20 protein-coding genes are annotated in these 16,211 nt (G+C 68.6%); 11 read left to right on the top strand and 9 right to left on the bottom strand.

All coding sequences use genetic code 11. The features are described 5' to 3' along the window. Window positions 1-109 precede the first annotated feature (109 nt). Window positions 110-1,603, top strand: coding sequence for a DEAD/DEAH box helicase (locus tag ACTWP6_RS12095; RefSeq protein WP_443187790.1), 1,494 nt, complete (start codon window positions 110-112; stop codon window positions 1,601-1,603). Window positions 1,604-1,612: 9 nt separating this feature from the next. Then, window positions 1,613-2,824 carry an Rv3212 family protein gene (locus tag ACTWP6_RS12090; RefSeq protein ID WP_443187789.1) on the top strand — a complete coding sequence of 404 codons (1,212 nt, stop codon included), beginning with the start codon at window positions 1,613-1,615 and terminating at the stop codon, window positions 2,822-2,824. Here the strand turns inward: ACTWP6_RS12090 and ACTWP6_RS12085 are convergent. After that, the gene (locus ACTWP6_RS12085; RefSeq protein ID WP_260757748.1) at window positions 2,821-3,624 is read right to left on the bottom strand and encodes a ParA family protein; all 804 of its coding nucleotides are present in this window, start codon (window positions 3,622-3,624) and stop codon (window positions 2,821-2,823) included. The two genes, ACTWP6_RS12090 and ACTWP6_RS12085, sit on opposite strands and share 4 nt — an antisense overlap. Before the next feature lie 81 nt (window positions 3,625-3,705). Here ACTWP6_RS12085 and ACTWP6_RS12080 point away from each other — a divergent pair, with 81 nt between their 5' ends. Genes ACTWP6_RS12080 through ACTWP6_RS12070 form a run of 3 tightly spaced genes read left to right on the top strand, consistent with a single transcriptional unit; the run spans window position 3,706 to window position 5,905 of the window. Continuing rightward, window positions 3,706-4,317 carry an acid phosphatase gene (locus ACTWP6_RS12080; protein WP_443187831.1) on the top strand — a complete coding sequence of 204 codons (612 nt, stop codon included), beginning with the start codon at window positions 3,706-3,708 and terminating at the stop codon, window positions 4,315-4,317. Next, window positions 4,314-5,411, top strand: coding sequence for an isochorismate synthase (locus ACTWP6_RS12075; RefSeq protein ID WP_260757746.1), 1,098 nt, complete (start codon window positions 4,314-4,316; stop codon window positions 5,409-5,411). Before ACTWP6_RS12080 ends, ACTWP6_RS12075 begins: the two co-directional genes overlap by 4 nt. Further along, window positions 5,408-5,905: a GNAT family N-acetyltransferase gene (locus tag ACTWP6_RS12070; protein ID WP_260757745.1), complete on the top strand. Its 498-nt coding sequence runs from the start codon at window positions 5,408-5,410 to the stop codon at window positions 5,903-5,905. The genes ACTWP6_RS12075 and ACTWP6_RS12070 overlap by 4 nt, the downstream gene beginning before the upstream one ends. Here the strand turns inward: ACTWP6_RS12070 and ACTWP6_RS12065 are convergent. Both ACTWP6_RS12065 and aroQ read right to left on the bottom strand, forming a co-directional pair. Beyond that, window positions 5,842-6,291: a hypothetical protein gene (locus ACTWP6_RS12065; protein ID WP_396885302.1), complete on the bottom strand. Its 450-nt coding sequence runs from the start codon at window positions 6,289-6,291 to the stop codon at window positions 5,842-5,844. The genes ACTWP6_RS12070 and ACTWP6_RS12065 overlap by 64 nt on opposite strands. Next, a complete protein-coding gene (aroQ, locus tag ACTWP6_RS12060) occupies window positions 6,288-6,731 on the bottom strand; it encodes a type II 3-dehydroquinate dehydratase (protein WP_260757744.1) in 444 nt (147 codons plus the stop codon). The genes ACTWP6_RS12065 and aroQ overlap by 4 nt, the downstream gene beginning before the upstream one ends. 49 nt (window positions 6,732-6,780) lie before the next feature. On the opposite strand from aroQ, the gene ACTWP6_RS12055 reads away from it, so the two are divergent. Together ACTWP6_RS12055 and whiB1 are read left to right on the top strand one after the other, a co-directional pair. Then, window positions 6,781-7,737 (top strand): diacylglycerol/lipid kinase family protein, encoded by a 957-nt coding sequence (locus tag ACTWP6_RS12055; RefSeq protein WP_260757743.1) that lies wholly within the window; start codon window positions 6,781-6,783, stop codon window positions 7,735-7,737. A 277-nt stretch (window positions 7,738-8,014) separates the two neighbouring features. Continuing rightward, the gene (gene whiB1 / locus ACTWP6_RS12050; RefSeq protein WP_260757742.1) at window positions 8,015-8,269 is read left to right on the top strand and encodes a transcriptional regulator WhiB1; all 255 of its coding nucleotides are present in this window, start codon (window positions 8,015-8,017) and stop codon (window positions 8,267-8,269) included. 103 nt (window positions 8,270-8,372) lie between these two features. On the opposite strand, the gene ACTWP6_RS12045 is transcribed toward whiB1, so the two are convergent. After that, a complete protein-coding gene (locus tag ACTWP6_RS12045; protein ID WP_260757741.1) occupies window positions 8,373-9,863 on the bottom strand; it encodes a sensor histidine kinase in 1,491 nt (496 codons plus the stop codon). Between the two features lie 47 nt (window positions 9,864-9,910). Continuing rightward, window positions 9,911-10,126 (bottom strand): biotin/lipoyl-binding carrier protein, encoded by a 216-nt coding sequence (locus ACTWP6_RS12040; RefSeq protein ID WP_006245864.1) that lies wholly within the window; start codon window positions 10,124-10,126, stop codon window positions 9,911-9,913. A 172-nt stretch (window positions 10,127-10,298) separates the two neighbouring features. Between ACTWP6_RS12040 and ACTWP6_RS12035 the strand changes: the two genes are divergently transcribed. After that, the gene (locus ACTWP6_RS12035; protein ID WP_006245863.1) at window positions 10,299-10,394 is read left to right on the top strand and encodes a 50S ribosomal protein bL37; all 96 of its coding nucleotides are present in this window, start codon (window positions 10,299-10,301) and stop codon (window positions 10,392-10,394) included. Between the two features lie 66 nt (window positions 10,395-10,460). Here ACTWP6_RS12035 and rsrA read toward each other — a convergent pair whose 3' ends face one another. Both rsrA and ACTWP6_RS12025 read right to left on the bottom strand, forming a co-directional pair. Continuing rightward, window positions 10,461-10,727 carry a mycothiol system anti-sigma-R factor gene (rsrA, locus tag ACTWP6_RS12030; protein ID WP_260757996.1) on the bottom strand — a complete coding sequence of 89 codons (267 nt, stop codon included), beginning with the start codon at window positions 10,725-10,727 and terminating at the stop codon, window positions 10,461-10,463. A 38-nt stretch (window positions 10,728-10,765) separates the two neighbouring features. After that, a complete protein-coding gene (locus ACTWP6_RS12025; protein WP_260757740.1) occupies window positions 10,766-11,428 on the bottom strand; it encodes a sigma-70 family RNA polymerase sigma factor in 663 nt (220 codons plus the stop codon). 228 nt (window positions 11,429-11,656) lie between these two features. On the opposite strand from ACTWP6_RS12025, the gene ybaK reads away from it, so the two are divergent. The 3 genes from ybaK (at window position 11,657) to ACTWP6_RS12010 (ending at window position 13,898) form a co-directional block, all read left to right on the top strand. Further along, on the top strand, window positions 11,657-12,148 hold the full coding sequence (gene ybaK / locus ACTWP6_RS12020) for a Cys-tRNA(Pro) deacylase (RefSeq protein WP_260757739.1): 492 nt from the start codon (window positions 11,657-11,659) through the stop codon (window positions 12,146-12,148). A 9-nt stretch (window positions 12,149-12,157) separates the two neighbouring features. Continuing rightward, window positions 12,158-13,003, top strand: a complete 846-nt coding sequence (locus ACTWP6_RS12015; RefSeq protein ID WP_260757738.1) for an SDR family oxidoreductase — start codon at window positions 12,158-12,160, stop codon at window positions 13,001-13,003. Between the two features lie 115 nt (window positions 13,004-13,118). After that, window positions 13,119-13,898, top strand: a complete 780-nt coding sequence (locus ACTWP6_RS12010; protein ID WP_260757737.1) for a class I SAM-dependent methyltransferase — start codon at window positions 13,119-13,121, stop codon at window positions 13,896-13,898. 4 nt (window positions 13,899-13,902) lie between these two features. Here ACTWP6_RS12010 and ACTWP6_RS12005 read toward each other — a convergent pair whose 3' ends face one another. Continuing rightward, a complete protein-coding gene (locus ACTWP6_RS12005; RefSeq protein WP_443187788.1) occupies window positions 13,903-15,420 on the bottom strand; it encodes a DUF7782 domain-containing protein in 1,518 nt (505 codons plus the stop codon). Beyond that, window positions 15,417-16,172, bottom strand: a complete 756-nt coding sequence (locus tag ACTWP6_RS12000; RefSeq protein ID WP_443187787.1) for an SOS response-associated peptidase — start codon at window positions 16,170-16,172, stop codon at window positions 15,417-15,419. The genes ACTWP6_RS12005 and ACTWP6_RS12000 overlap by 4 nt, the downstream gene beginning before the upstream one ends. Between the last annotated feature and the right edge of the window lie 39 nt (window positions 16,173-16,211).

The raw sequence follows: 16,211 nt of genomic DNA, 5'->3' as shown, positions 1-16,211 counted from the left end.
GCGTGCACGCGGCGGCCCGCCTCCTCAGCGCAGGGCCCGGCGAAGTTCTCTTCACAACTCGTGCGCGCGTGGAACGCATGAGGAATAAGTGAAAGGCTCCGTTTCCTGCATGACACCTGTAACTACACATCCGAATCCCACATTCGCCGAGCTCGGAGTACGTGACGAGATCGTCCGCGCGCTGGCCGACAACGGTATCGAGCACGCCTTCGCAATCCAGGAGCTGACGCTGCCGCTCGCACTGGCCGGCGACGATCTGATCGGCCAGGCTCGCACCGGCATGGGCAAGACCTTCGCGTTCGGCGTGCCCCTGCTGCACCGGATCACCACCGACACCGCTCGCCCGCTCGCCGGCGCGCCGCGCGCCCTGATCGTCGTCCCGACCCGCGAGCTCTGCATCCAGGTCTACGAAGACCTGGTCGGCGCGTCGAAGTATCTGATGGCCGACGACACCCGCAAGCTCACGGTCACCGCGATCTACGGCGGCCGACCCTACGAACCCCAGATCGAAGCACTGCAGAAGGGTGTCGACGTCGTCGTCGGCACGCCCGGCCGGCTGCTCGACCTGGCCCAGCAGGGGCACCTGCAGCTCGGCGGCCTGTCCGTGCTCGTCCTCGACGAAGCCGACGAGATGCTCGACCTGGGCTTCCTGCCCGACATCGAGCGAATCCTCAAGCAGATCCCGGCGCAGCGGCAGGCGATGTTGTTCTCAGCCACCATGCCGGACCCGATCATCACGCTGGCCCGTACCTTCATGACGCAGCCGACGCACATCCGCGCCGAGGCCCCGCACTCCGCCGCCACCCACGACACCACCGAGCAGTTCGCCTACCGGGCGCACGCACTCGACAAGGTCGAGATGGTCGCCCGCATCCTGCAGGCCGAGGGCCGCGGGGCGACGATGATCTTCACCCGCACCAAGCGCACCGCCCAAAAGGTCGCCGACGAGCTCGCCGAGCGGGGCTTCAAGGTCGGTGCGGTACACGGTGACCTGGGCCAGGGCGCGCGCGAGAAGGCGCTCAAGGCGTTCCGCACGGGCGAGGTCGACGTGCTCGTCGCCACCGACGTGGCCGCGCGCGGCATCGACATCGACGACATCACGCACGTCATCAACTTCCAGATCCCCGAGGACGAGCAGTCCTACGTGCACCGGATCGGCCGCACCGGCCGGGCGGGCAAGACCGGCATCGCGGTCACCCTCGTCGACTGGGACGAGCTACCCCGGTGGGAGATGATCGACAAGGCCCTCGGCCTGGACACCCCCGAGCCGGCCGAGACCTACTCGAGCTCGCCGCACCTCTACGAAGAGCTCAAGATCCCGGCCGACGCCGGCGGATCGATCGCCAGGCCGAAGCGCACCGCCGACAAGGAACCGCGCGAACCGCGCGAACGCGCCGAGAAGCCGGCCCGCAACCGCACCCGGCGCCGGACCCGCGGCGGTAAACCGGTCAGCGGACATCCTGAGGGCGCTGCCGAGCAGACCGCTCCCGACGGGGAGAACCAAGGCGCCGAGGCCGGCGAGGGCGGCGCACGCCCCGCCCGTCGCCGGCGTCGACGCCGGCCCGGCAAAGCCGCGACCGCGGGCACCGGCACCACCAACTGACCCACTGCGTTGGTCAGACCCGAGCGCCGCACCCTGGGAGACCTGCTGGCGGCGACGGCCATCGTGGTGGTCATCGTCGTCGTCGGGGTCTTCGTATGGTGGACCAGTGATGCCAGGGCCACCCGGAGCCAACCCGCCGAACAGCCGGTCGTGAGCCTGAAACCGGCTGCGGCCGTTCCTGATTCGCTCGAACAGCGGTGGACGGCCCGCAGCGCCAAGACCACCGCACCGGTCGTCGTCGGCGGCGCCGTCGTCACCGGCGACGGCACGGCGATCCAGGGCCGCGACCCGGCAACCGGGGCCACGCTGTGGAGCTACTCGCGGGATCGCGAGCTGTGCGGCGTCACCTGGGTCTACAACTACGCCGTCGCGGTCTATCCCGACGTCCGCGGCTGCGGACAGGTGAGCACCGTCGACGCCAAGACGGGCCGGCGCGGCCCCGCGCGCAGCAGCTACGCCGACCCGCACGTGACCCTGTCCGGCGACGGCACCACGGTTCTGTCGGCGGGACAGACGCGGCTGGAGATGTGGCGCTCCGACATGGTCCGGATGCTCAGCTACGGCGCGCTCGACGCCCCGATCAAACCGGGCGTGCCGGCCTCACCGCTGTGCCGGTTCGTCTCCGCGGCGGCCGGCTCCAGCGCGGTGTCGGTGCTGGAGTCCTGCGAGGGTCAGGACGATCTGCGGCTGACACTGCTGCGTCCGTCCGACGAGGAGGACACCCCCGAGCTCAAGTACGTCCAGCAGAAGGGTGTCGCCGACGGCACCGGAGCCCGCGTGGTGGCGGTGACGGACACCGCGACCGCGCTGTACGTGCCCACCCCGGCTCCCCGCCTGGACATCATCGACGACACCGGCGCGGTGATCGACAGCACCGTCGTCGACGGCGAACCCTCCCCCGATGCCACCGCGTCGCGGGCCGGCGATCTGATCACCTGGTGGACCGGCGATGCGCTGATGGTGTTTTCCGCCGACACGCTGGAGTACAAGTACACCGTCGCCGCGGCGGGTGAGCACGCACCGGTGGGACCCGCGACGGTAATGGCCGGCCGGCTGCTGGTACCGGTCACCACGGGCTACGACGTGTTCGATCCGATGACCGGCACCGGCGACCGGCACATCCCGCTGCGGCGGCCGCCGGTCGAGGGGCCCGTCGTGCCCGCAGTGGCGGGATCCACGCTGCTGGAACAGCGCGGCGGTGAACTGGTGGCGTTGAGTTAAACCTCGGGGGTGAAGGTGGCCAGTTCCTTGCCGCTCTTCCAGTGCTTGAGCAGCGCCGTCGCGAACTCCCGGTAGGCCATCGCGCCTTTGTTCTTGCGGCCGGTGAGCACCGACGAACCCGAGGCGCTGGCCTCGGCGAAGCGCACCGTGCGCGGAATCGGCGGCGCCAGCACCGGCAGGTTGTAGCGGTCGACGACGTCGAAGAGCACGTCCCGACTGTGCGTCGTGCGCGCGTCGTAGAGCGTGGGCAGCGCGCCGAGCAGCTTCAGGTCGGGGTTGGTGATGGCCTGCACATCCGACACCGTGCGCAGGAACTGCCCCACACCGCGGTGCGCGAGGGTCTCACACTGCAGCGGCACGACGACCTCGTCGGCGGCGGTCAGACCGTTGAGGGTCAGCACGCCCAGCGACGGCGGGCAGTCGATGAGCACGACATCGAAATTCGCGCTGATCTTGTCCAGCGCCCGCTTGAGCGCATGTTCCCGCCCGGCCCGCATCAACAGCATCGCCTCGGCGCCTGCCAGATCGATGTTGGCGGGCAGCAACGTCATGCCCTCCGGAGTTTCGACCAACGCCGCGTCCGGTTCGACGTCTCCGAGCAGCACTTCATGCACCGAGACCGGCAGCTTGTCCGGGTCGTGGCCGAGCGAGAACGTCAGCGATCCCTGCGGATCGAGGTCCACGAGCAACACACTCTTGCCCAGTTCGACCAGCGCCGCCCCCAACGACGCCACCGTCGTCGTCTTGGCGACCCCGCCCTTCTGGTTGGCGACCGCAAGTACCCGCGTCACAGTGCCCATCCTGACATGGTTGATCCTCCCCTGTTCATCTTCACCCGCGCATTGCCGTCGAAACGGCGACGTACGGCAGAATCGGTCGTTGTGGGCCTCCTGCAGCACCGGCTGATCCTGCTCCGCCATGGCGAAACCGAATGGTCGAAATCGGGCAAGCATACGAGCCAGACCGAACTCGAGCTCACTGAGCATGGCCGGACGCAGGCGCTCGCCGCAGCAGACACGCTCAAGCAGTTGCAGTTGTTTGATCCGTACGTGGTGACCAGCCCCCGGGTGCGCGCCCGGGTGACCGCCGAACTGGCGGGTCTCACGGCCGACGAGGTCAACGACCTGATCGCCGAATGGGATTACGGCGACTACGAGGGCACCACCACCGCGGACATCCGCAAGACGGTGCCGAACTGGCTGGTGTGGACGCATGGCTGCCCGGGTGGGGAGACCTCAGCCGAGGTCTGCGCGCGTGCCGATCGCGCGATCGAGCTGGCGCTGCAGCACATCCAATCGCGGGATGTGGTGTTCGTCGGCCACGGTCACTTCTCCCGCGCGGTGATCACCCGGTGGATCGAACAACCGGTCTACGAGGGCGTCCGGTTCGCGATGCCCGCCGCCTCGATCGCGGTGTGCGGCTTCGAGCACGGGGTGCGTCAGCTCAGCGCACTGGCCCAGACCGGTTTCCCCCACCCGGCCGTGTCGACGTGACCCGCGAACCCGCGTTCGTCCTGGCCGGTCCCGACTGTGCCGTCGTCGGCGACGGTGTGCACACCGCGTTCCCCCACATTGCCGACGCCCGGGCCGCGCTGGCCTCGCACAGCGCGCCGATCATTTTGGGCGCCTTGCCATTTGACCTCAGCCGGCCCGCGGCGCTGATACGGCCTCAGTCGGTGCGGTTCACCGACGTGCCGCCGGCGTGGCCGTCCCGCGACCATGTGTCGGCGGAGATCACCGCCACCACGCCGGGCGCCGACGAACATCGCCGCCGCATCGGTGCGGCGCTGACCCGGCTGCGTGATCCCGACGATGCGCTGCAGAAGGTCGTGCTGGCGCGCGCACTGCACCTGACTGCCGACGGCAGGCTCGACGCCCGGACCGTGCTCAACCGGCTCGCCGCCAACGACGCGCAGGCCACCAAGTATCTGGTCGACCTGTCGGCTGCCGGTGAGGGGTACTCCGGGGCCGCGCTGGTGGGGGCGAGCCCGGAACTGCTGGTGGCCCGCCAAGGGCAGCAGGTGATCTGCCGGCCGTTCGCGGGTTCGGCGCCCCGGTCGGCCGATCCAGACACCGATGCCGCCAACGGAGCGGCGCTGGCAGCTTCGGAGAAAAACCGTCACGAGCACCAATTGGTCGTCGACGCGCTGCGCTCGGCGCTGGAGCCGTTGTGCACCGACCTGCAGATCGCCGACCGGCCGCAACTCAGCAAGACCGCCGCGGTCTGGCACCTGTTCACCCCCATGTCCGGAAGGCTACGCGAAAAGTCCACCACGGCACTGGATCTCGCTGTCGCTTTGCATCCCACTCCTGCGGTGGGCGGATCCCCGACCGACCGGGCGATCGCGTTGATCAACGAGATCGAAGGCGACCGCGGCTTCTACGCCGGTGCGGTGGGCTGGTGTGATCGCCGCGGTGACGGCCGCTGGGTGGTCTCGATCAGGTGCGCTCACCTGTCCGCCGACCGGCGCTCGGCCGTCGCGCACTCCGGAGGCGGCATCGTCGCCGAATCCGATCCCGACGACGAAGTCGACGAGACCACAACGAAGTTCCGCACCATTCTGGCGGCTCTGGGGGCGCGACAATGAGCGAGACCATCCGCGCGGTGCGCGCCGGGGACGAAACCGAGCTCACCGCGATGATCCACGAGCTCGCCGAGTTCGAACACGCCGCCCACGAGTGCACCGTGACCGAAAGTCAGTTGCGTGACGCACTTTTCGGACCGGATCCCACGCTGTATGCACACCTCGTCGAGGTCGACGGGCAGGCGGCCGCGGCCGCGTTGTGGTTCCGCAACTTCTCGACCTGGGACGGCGTAGCGGGGATCTACCTGGAAGACCTGTTCGTGCGTCCGCAATTCCGCAGGCGCGGCTTGGCACGCAAGCTGCTCGCCACCCTGGCCCGTGAATGCGTCGAGCGCGGTTATTCGCGGCTGAGCTGGGCGGTGCTGGACTGGAACGTCAACGCGATCGCGCTGTACGACAGCGTCGGCGGCGAACAGCAGAGCGAGTGGACCACCTACCGGGTGTCGGGTCCACGCCTGTCGGAATTGGCCTCCGAGCTGGGGTCGGAGTCCGACTGAGTCAGCCAGTGCAGGCCGGTCGGGCTGAAGAGCAGAGCCAGCACCGCGATCGCCGCGCCGGCCACCACCACGGCGTAGCGCAGCTGGCCCGAGCTGTAGACGTACCAGGCCACGCCGAGCAGCACGAGGTTGGCGAACACCGCGATGCCCCGGCCCCAGCGCCTGCCGGTCCACAGCGCCGCGCCCGCCGCCGTCACCCCGGAGCCCATGATCGCGAACCAGCCCGCGGTGCCGTAGCCGCTGATCGCAACCTCGTGATGCCCGGCGGCCTCCCGCACCACCAGCACGACGGCCATCACGATCCCGAGAACGCCCTCCAGCGCAGCGATTCCACCGGCGATGCGCACCGCCCGGGGCGCCACCGTGCCCCCGGGGCGGGGCGTCACCGTCCGAGCCTGTCCGCGAGGTAGCGCACCGCCATCTCGTAGCCGAGCGGACCCGCGCCGGCGACGACCATGTCGGCCACTGCGGACACGTACGAATGATGCCGGAACGGTTCGCGCGCATGGATATTGCTCAGATGGACCTCGGCGACGGGCAGCCCCACCGAGCGCAGAGCATCGGCGATCGCCACCGAGGTGTGGCTGTACGCGGCCGGGTTGATCACGATGCCGGAGCAGTCGGCGCGGGCGGCGTGGATTTCGTCGACGAGCACACCCTCGTGGTTGCTCTGCACCGCGCGAAGCTTCAGGCCCACCTCCTGTGCCACCTGGGCGGCCCTCGCCTCGATCTCGGCCAGTGTCGTCGAGCCGTACACCTCGGGCTGCCGGGTGCCCAGCAGGTTCAGATTCGGCCCGTTCACGAGTAGCAATCGGCGTTCGGTCACCGTTGTACGGTACCGGCGCCGCCACCTCCGGGCGCTAGGCTCAGGCCCCGTGCGTGCCGTGCTGATCGTGAACCCGAATGCCACATCGACGACGCCGGCCGGCCGTGACCTGTTGGCCCACGCGCTGGAGAGCCGCGTCCGCCTGACCGTCGTTCACACCGATCACCGCGGCCACGCCGTCGAGATCGCCCAGCAGGCCGCTCGCGACGGCGTCGATGTGCTGATCGTGCACGGCGGCGACGGCACGGTGAACGAGGTGGTCAACGGCGTTCTCGGGCAGTGCGGACCGGGCGCCGGCGGGCCTGCCGTCGGGGTGGTGCCTGGCGGCTCGGCCAACGTGTTCGCCCGCGCGCTGGGCATCAGCCCCGACCCGATCGAGGCCACCAATCAACTCGTCGACCTGCTCGGCGACTACCGGCGCAATGGGTCCTGGCGCCGTATCGGGCTGATGGACTGCCAGGAGCGCTGGGCGGTCTTCACCGCGGGTATGGGCGTCGATGGCGACGTGGTGGCCGCGGTCGAGGCTCAACGGGCCAAGGGCCGCAAGGTGACCGCCTCCCGCTACATCCGGGTGGCGATCCGCGAGGTGCTGGCCAGCGCACGCAAGGAGCCGTCGCTGACGCTGCACCTGCCCGGCACCGAACCCATTCCGGGCGTCCATTTCGCGTTCGTGTCGAACTCCAGCCCGTGGACCTACGCCAACGCCCGGCCCGTGTGGACCAACCCGGACACCACGTTCGAAACGGGGCTGGGGGTGTTCGCGACCACGAGCATGAACGTGTGGTCCAACCTCGGCCTGGTGCGGCAGATGGTGTCGCGTAAACCGAAGCTGGCGGCCAGGCATCTGGTTCGTGACGACGACCTGCCGTGGCTGGAGGTGACGAGCGACACCCCGGTCGCGTGCCAGATCGACGGGGATCACATCGGGACGCGCGACAAGATGCGGTTCACCTCGGTGCCCGACGCCCTTCAGGCGGTCGCACCGCTGCCGAAAATGGGTCGATAAGCACCCCTGAGCTGCACGGATAGTCGGTGTGACGAAATTTGCGCGGATGAATTAGGGCGCAGATGGATAGAGCGTAGTACAACGGAGTGAGGGATCGGTTAGCGGTCCTCGGTAGTGAGATAGCCCACGAGTTAACGAAGTTCTATTGACATCTGTTCAGCCTGTGAAAGCATCGGATGCAACAGCGCAGAAACATTTGGTGCGCTTGCGTTAACAGCCGAAGTAAAGCGCGTGCGCTCTGCTGCGCACACATGACATTGACGAGGAGTTTGATCTTATGGATTGGCGCCACAAGGCGGTCTGTCGCGACGAAGATCCGGAGCTGTTCTTCCCGGTCGGAAACAGCGGCCCGGCGCTTGCCCAGATCGCTGACGCGAAGCTCGTCTGCAACCGCTGCCCGGTCACCGCGGATTGCCTGAGCTGGGCTTTGGAGTCCGGACAGGACGCCGGCGTGTGGGGCGGCATGAGCGAGGACGAGCGTCGTGCGCTCAAGCGTCGCAACGCCAGGACGAAGGCCCGCACCGGGGTCTGACCTTTTCCTGCATACGCAGCGACGGCCCCGACGACAGTCGGGGCCGTAACTTTGTGTAATGCCTTGAATTAAAATCAGCAATTAACAGAAATGGCACAGCGCGTCAGTATTGGCTGACTCTGACCCGTCTGCCGATCGGCACTCGCAAAATCACATCGGTGCCTCCGGCGCTCGTGTTGTGCATACCGAGGGAACCGTCGAGCTCGGCCGCGACCAGTGTGCGCACGATCTGCAGGCCCAGCCGATCCGACTTCTCCAGGCTGAACCCGTCGGGCAGTCCCCGCCCGTCGTCGTGGACCACGACGTCGAGCCAGCGGGCCGAACGCTGCGCCCGGATCGTTACGCAGCCCTGCGGCGCCGCCGGATCGAAGGCGTGCTCGATCGCGTTCTGCACCAGTTCGGTGATGACCATGATCAACGCGGTCGCGCGGTCCGCGTCCAGCACGCCGAGGTCGCCCACGCGGTTGATCCGAATCGGGGAATCCACTGCCGCAACGTCATTCATGATCGGCAGGATGCGGTCGATCACCTCGTCGAGGTTGACCTCCTCGTCGACCGACATCGACAGCGCGTCGTGCACCAGCGCGATCGACGAGACTCGTCGCACCGATTCCATCAGTGCCTCACGGCCTTCGGGATTGTTCGTCCGGCGCGCCTGAAGCCGCAGCAGCGCCGCGACGGTCTGCAGATTGTTTTTCACCCGGTGATGGATCTCACGGATCGTCGCGTCCTTCGAGAGCAGCGCGCGGTCGCGGCGCTTGACCTCGGTGACATCGCGGATGAGCACCGCCGCGCCCATACCCACCCCGTGCGCCTCCAGTGGCAACGTGCGCAGCAAAACGGTGGCGCCCCCGGCGTCGACCTCCATCCGCATGCTGGAGCCGCCGGCGAGCGAATCACGGACGTGATTGGCGAGCTCCTGCGCCTCGAACGGGTCCGAGATCAGGGGACGGGTGACGCTGACGAGGTCGTGACCGTCCAGTTCGGCGGTCAGCCCCATCCGGTGGTAGGCCGAGATCGCGTTCGGGCTGGCGAAGGTGACCACACCGGCTTCGTCCAGCCGGATGAAGCCGTCACCGACGCGGGGGCTGGAGCGCGACATCGCGAGGTCGCCGACGTTGGGGAAGGTGCCTTCGGACAGCATCTGCAGCAGATCGCCGGCACAGGCGACGTACGCGGCCTCCAGCGGGCTGACCTGGCGCGGGGCCAACGAGGTCTGGTGGGTCAGCACCGCGACGACGTCGCTGCCGTGGCGCACCGGCACGGCCTCGACGTTCAGGCCCGGCGAGCCGTACTGGCCGTCGATGGTGACGCGTCCGATGTCGCCGGAGCGGAACGCCGCGGCCACGATCGGGATGTCCTCGGGCTCGGCCAGCGTGCCCACCGCGTCGGCCAGCAGCACCGTCGGGGCGGTGTTCGGCCGCACCTGCGCGACACACACCAATCTGTCGTCGTCGCGCCGCACCCACATCAGGTAGTCGGCGAAGGACATGTCGGCGAGCAGCTGCCACTCACCGACCACCGCGTGGAGGTGGTCCACGGCATTGCCGGGCAGCACGGTGTGCTCGGCGAGCAGGTCACCGAGTGTGGACATGGCTTACGACGGTTGTGCGGTGCAGAAGATCCGTCCTCGTCAGGGCGCTAGCTGATGACGGCGATGAGGTCACCGGCCTGGATGACGTCGCCGACGGACACGCTGACCTTGCTGACGGTGCCGGCGACCTCGGCGAGCACCGGGATCTCCATTTTCATCGACTCGAGCAGCACCAGGGTGTCGCCTTCGCCGATCTGATCGCCTTCGTGAACCACGACCTCCAGCACGCTGGCCACGATTTCCGCGCGAACATCCTCGGCCATCTTCACCCCACTCATTTCCACTGGTGCTTGACCGGTCTATCGAACCACACCGCTGCGACCCATGTCGCCGGTCACAGCCCGCGGCGAAATTGGTGTCGGCAAAGCATGCGACAATAGGGTCAACGCACACCGCTGCGCGGCGTGACACCCGATAACCACCTGGAGGTACACCATGGCCAAGCGTGGCCGAAAGAAGCGCGACCGCAAGCACTCGAAGGCCAACCACGGCAAGCGCCCCAACGCAGGCTCGAAGTCCGTAGGCCGCTGACTTCCGCGGAAACACAACCGCCCGGCACTCGTGAAGAGGCCGGGCGGATTTGTGTCCGCGGCAGGTCTAGCCGCGACGGATGATCGTGGTCTGACTGATCTGGATTCGCAGGCGTTCCCGCAAACCCTCCGGGGCCCGCTCACCGCCGCACTTGACGGCGATCAGCTTCTTGATCTTCTCCTCGATGCCGTAATGGCGCAGGCACGCCGGGCATTCTTCGAGGTGCTGGCGGAGCTTGTCTCGCGTTTCGACCGTGCACTCCCCGTCGAGCAGCGTCCAGACTTCGGCGATCACCGCGGCGCATTCCGGATGCTCCGGGTCGACCGGGCCGATCGGTGGCTTCCAGCGCTCCTGGGTGTTCTCAGCGTCGCTCACGAGGTCACCTCCTCCGGCGTACCGGAGCGCTCACCCCGGATGAAGCCGCGGTCGCGGGCCACGCCGGCGAGCAGTTCACGCAGTTGACGTCGGCCGCGGTGCAGCCTCGACATCACCGTTCCGATCGGCGTGTCCATGATCTCGGCGATCTCCTTGTACGGGAAGCCTTCGACGTCGGCGTAGTACACCGCCATCCTGAACTCCTCGGGCAGAGCCTGCAGAGCTTCCTTGATCTCGTTGTCGGGCAGCGTCTCGAGCGCTTCCACCTCCGCTGACCGCAACCCCGTCGAGGAGTGCTCGGCGTTGGCCGCCAGCTGCCAGTCGGTGATCTCCTCGGTCGGATACTCCGCCGGCTGGCGCTGTTTCTTGCGGTAGCTGTTGATGTAGGTGTTGGTCAGGATCCGGTACAGCCACGCCTTGAGGTTGGTGCCCTCACGGAATGAGCGGAACCCGGAGTAGGCCTTGACCATCGTCTCCTGCAGCAGATCCTCGGCATCGGCGGGATTGCGCGTCATCCGCAACGCGCCGCCGTAGAGCTGGTCGAGCAGCGGGATCGCGTCGCGCTCGAATCGCGCGGTCAGCTCGGCGTCGGTCTCCTCCCGGACCTGGGTGTCAACGTCGAGGGTCGCCTCCGCGGCCGACCCGCTGGTGTCAGTCATCCTGGGGAACACCGTCCCTTCTGTAGCGGCGCCGCCGATCACGTCCAGTAAATGCACCGAACCCGATGGGGCCTCCATGGCCAACAATGCCACCATCAATCCCCTTCTGCCGATCCTAAAGGTTGACTCCGACGACAGCCGCTGACCGGGGCTGACGCCCGTCCAGAGCTGTCGTGAACAACACCGGCCACCGGGGCGCTTGTTCCCGCCCCGCCCTACGCTGTGCCGGTGGCACGTGCAGCGACACCGGCGATCGCGGCCCTCGTGGCTGCGGGTATTCCCCACGACGTTCTTCAGTACCGGCACGATTCCCGCAACGACTCGTTCGGTGAGGAGGCGGTGGCCGAACTCGCGCAGGCCGGCGGTATCGACCCCTCGCAGATCCTCAAGACGCTGGTCGTGGCGCTGCCGAAAGGGCTGGGTGTCGCGGTGCTGCCGGTGCCGTCGAAGCTGTCGCTGAAGGCGGCCGCCGCCGCGCTCGGCGCGGCGAAGGCGACGATGGCCGACCCGGCCGACGCCCAGCGCTCATCCGGCTACGTGGTGGGCGGCATCTCCCCCATCGGCCAGCGTCGGGCGCTGCCCACCGTGGTCGATTCGTCGGCACTGCACTGGGACAGGGTGCTGTGCAGCGCCGGGAAACGGGGGTGGGACATCTCGCTGGATCCGCACGATCTGGTGCGCCTGACCAATGCCGTCACCGCCGACATCTGTGCGCTCTAGGGTGGGCCCATGTCTCTAGCCGGCAAAACCATGTTCATTTCGGGCGCCAGCCGCGGCATCGGTCTGGCAATCGCCAAACGGGTGGCCGCCGACGGCGCCAACATCGCGCTGGTCGCCAAGACCGCCGAGCCGCATCCGAAGCTGCCCGGCACGGTCTACACCGCGGCCAAGGAGATCGAGGAGGTCGGCGGGCAGGCGTTGCCGATCGTCGGAGATGTGCGCGACGGGGATTCGGTGGCAGCCGCGGTGGCCGAGACCGTCGAGCAGTTCGGCGGCATCGATATCTGCGTCAACAACGCCTCGGCGATCAACCTGGGCTCCATCGAGGAAGTCCCGCTCAAACGCTTCGATCTGATGAACGGCATCCAGGTGCGCGGCACCTACGCGGTGTCGCAGGCCTGCATCCCGCACATGAAGGGCCGCGACAACCCGCACATCCTGACGCTGTCCCCGCCGGTTCTCCTCGAGCCGAAATGGCTCAAGCCCACGCCGTACATGATGGCGAAGTTCGGGATGACCTTGTGCGCGTTGGGAATCGCCGAGGAGATGCGGGAGGCGGGCATCGCGTCGAACACGTTGTGGCCGCGCACGATGGTGGCCACCGCGGCTGTGCAGAATCTCCTCGGCGGAGACGAGTCGATGGCGCGTGCACGCAAGCCCGAGGTGTATTCGGACGCGGCGTACGTGATCCTGACCAAGCCGTCGAGCTACACCGGCAACACCTTGTTGTGCGAGGACGTGCTGCTGGAGTCCGGGGTCACCGACCTGTCGGTGTACGACTGCGTGCCGGGATCCGATCTCGGCGTGGATTTCTGGGTCGAGTCGGCCAACCCGCCGGGCTACACGGGCCCGTAGCGTTCGCGAGAGCGCCACCACGGTAGCGCCGCGCGCCTGATCACTACCGTGAAGGCACTTTCGCGAGAGCGCACGGCACACACCGCGCCAGCCGAGGCCGTGGCAGGCTGACCCCATGGTCTCCTCGACAATCTGGTCCGCCGGACGCTACGACGCGGTGGGTGACCGCATAGCCTCGATCGCCGAGCAGGTCGTCGACGCAGCGCACCGACGCCGTTCCCTGCGCGACTGCGCGGTGGTCGACCTCGCCTGCGGCACCGGCAGTGCCGCGCTGGCTGCGGCCGCCCGCGGTGCACAGGTCACCGGTGTCGACTACACCCCGGAACTGCTGACCATCGCCGGGCGACGCGACGGCGCCGAATCGGTCACCTGGCGCACCGGCGACGCGTCCGACACGGGGCTGCCGGCCGGGGCGTTCGACGCGGCGGTGTCGAACATGGGCATCATCTTCGTCGACCCCGCCGCGCAGGTCACCGAGATCATCCGCCTTCTCAAACCCAGGGGCGTTCTTGCCTTTTCGGCGTGGGTGCGCGCCACCAGCAATCCGTTCTTCGACCCCGTCGTCGCGGTGCTGGGCCCGCCGGCGTCGTCCGGCTTCTCCCCCGATCAATGGGGCGACACCGACCTGTTGACCGCCCGACTGGCGCCGCATTTCGATGACATCGACATTCTGCGCGGCCGGCACCGGTGGGAGTTCGAGTCGCTGGACGCGGCAATGCACTTCCTGCGCGCGGAGTCTCCGGTGCACGTGGAGACCTTCCGCCGCGCCGACCCCGCCCAGCAGGACAGGCTGGCGACGGAGTTCGAGAACACCTTGCAGCGGCACGTCGAGGCGTCCGGCGCGGTGGCCTTCGAAGCCCCCTATGTGGTGGTCACCGCGACGGTGCGTGCGTGAGTTCTCACTGCGCCTGATAGAGGATGCCGCGTCCGATCGCCTCGCGGACCACCGGCAGTGCCGCTGTGGCCAGCGCGTCGGCGTCCACGCCGTGAAAACGGGCCAGCAGATCGATCAGCGTGCCCAGCGGGACCTCGCCGCGGCAGCCGGCGAACAGCGCGCGCGAAACCTCGTCGACGCCGATCACCGCGCCCGGACCGCCCGGGCGGCGTACCGCGGCGCCGACCACCTGCCAGCCGTCGGGCCCGGGCAGGGACTGCTCTTCAAGGAACACCGGCGCGGTGGACAGCCGGGCGGCGAGCAGTTGCTCGTCACCGGTGTCGTGCAGGTACTCGCGGCGGGCCAGGAACGCCTCGACCTCGGGGCCCGTCAGCGCCTCGTCGGCGCCGGTGATCTCTTCGAAAACCTGGTCGGGACTTCGGGTTTCGCCGACGCGGGGAGCGCGGAGGGTGATCATGCCCATGCCGACCCCGGCGACGCCCTCGGCGTCGAACCAGTCCAGCCACTGCCCGCCCCGGCGCGCCGCGTCCTCGGGCGGCTCACCGGCATCCGACGTCCACAGCGAGACGTAGCTGATGGGATCCGCGAACTCGCGCTGCACCACCCAGGCGTGCAACCCGGTCCCGGCCAGCCAGGAACCCACGCGGTCGCGCCAGGCTCCCTCCTCCTGGCCGCGGCGCACGATCCAGTTCGCCATGATCTGGGCGGTGCCGCCAGGCTCCAGAACCTCAGCGACCTGCTCGATGAGGTTCTGGCACAGCGCATCTCCGGCCATCCCCGAGTCGCGGTAGATGTAGTCGAGCGTTCCGGCGCCGACCACGAACGGCGGGTTGGACACGATCAGGTCGAAACGTTCACCGGCCACCGGCTCGAACATGCTGCCGCACCGCAGATCCCAGGACATGCCGTTGAGGCGTGCGGTGGCCGCCGCGAGCGCCAGCGCCCGCGGGTTGGTGTCGGTGGCGACGATGTCTTCGCAGTGCGCGTCGAGGTGCAGCGCCTGGATCCCGCATCCGGTGCCCAGATCCAGCGCGCGACGTACCGGAGAGCGCACGACGGCGTGGGCCAGCGACACCGACGCCCCGCCGATGCCCAGGACGTGGTCGTGACGGACAGGACCCGACCGCAGCGCGGAATCCTGGTCGGAGACCACCAGGAAGTCGCGCGCGCCGTCGCTGTGCGGCCGGATGTCGAGCACGGCGCGCACCGTGTCCGGGCCGGCGGGTTCGACGACGCCGTTGTCGATGAGCGCGTCGACGCCCGCGCCGGGCAGCGCCTGCCCGACCCGGTCCCTGGACTCGGCGGTGCCCAGCAGGAACAGCCGGACCAACGTGGCCAGCGGACGGTCGCCCGGTTCGGCGCGGTCGGTCGCGCGCAGCGCCGACCACCACAGTCCGCGGCTGAACGCCGCCGAGGCGTCGGCTCCGAGCAGTTCGGCCACCCCGTCGGTGGTGTACTCGGCGGCCCGCAGATCGGCGGCCAGCGTGTCGACCACGCCGGAGGCGTGCAGCGGGTGGCTCAAAGCAGCGTGCCCTGCTCGGCCTGCGGCTCGACCGGCGCGATGAGTTCCGGGCCGTTGTTGCGCACGCTGTTCACCAGCTTCGACACCTCACGGATCTCGATACGGTCGAGGTCGCCGTGGCCGCGCAGCAGGCCCTCGTCTATCGGGGCGTCCGGGTCCAGCCAGCGGTCCCAATCGCGCTCGCTGACGGTCAGCGGCATCCGGTCATGGATGTCGGCCAGCGGCCCGGCGGCGTCGGTGGTGATGATCGTGCAGCTCAGCAAAGGTTTGGTGTCCTTGCCGGCGTCCTTGGGGCGCCACGTCGACCACAACCCCGCCATGAACAGCGGTTCACCGTCGCCGGCGTACATGAAAAACGGTGTCTTGGCGCCCTTGTCGCCGCGCCATTCGTACCAGCCGTCCATCGGCACCAGGCACCGCTTGGCCTTGGCCGAGCTGCGGAACGCCGGCGAGGAGGTCACCTTGTCGGAGCGGGCGTTGATCAGCAGGGGTCCGCTCTTGGTGTCCGGGCCGCCGTCGTCGGTGGCCTTCGCCCACGGCGGCACCAGGCCCCAGCGCATCAGCCGCACCCGCCGGGTCGCCTCGTCGTCGGGGTCGGTGTGGCGTTTGACGACGGTCGCGACCGTGGTCGTCGGCGCCACGTTGTAGTTGGGGCCCGGCGCGTCCTTGCGCTCTGCCGTCGCCTCGTCGATGGCCTTGATCTTCTCGGCCAGCAGCGCCGGATCGGTCGTCACCGCGAATCGTCCGCACATGGTCTCCATGGTTCCAGACCCGGAGAATCCGGCGCGACG

Origin of the sequence: Mycobacterium sp. 4D054 (assembly GCF_052245755.1) — a bacterium.
In the GTDB taxonomy this organism is placed as follows: Bacteria; Actinomycetota; Actinomycetes; order Mycobacteriales; family Mycobacteriaceae; genus Mycobacterium.
The sequence above is the reverse complement of the archived record's forward strand: the minus strand, read 5'-3'. Positions and strand labels throughout refer to the sequence as shown.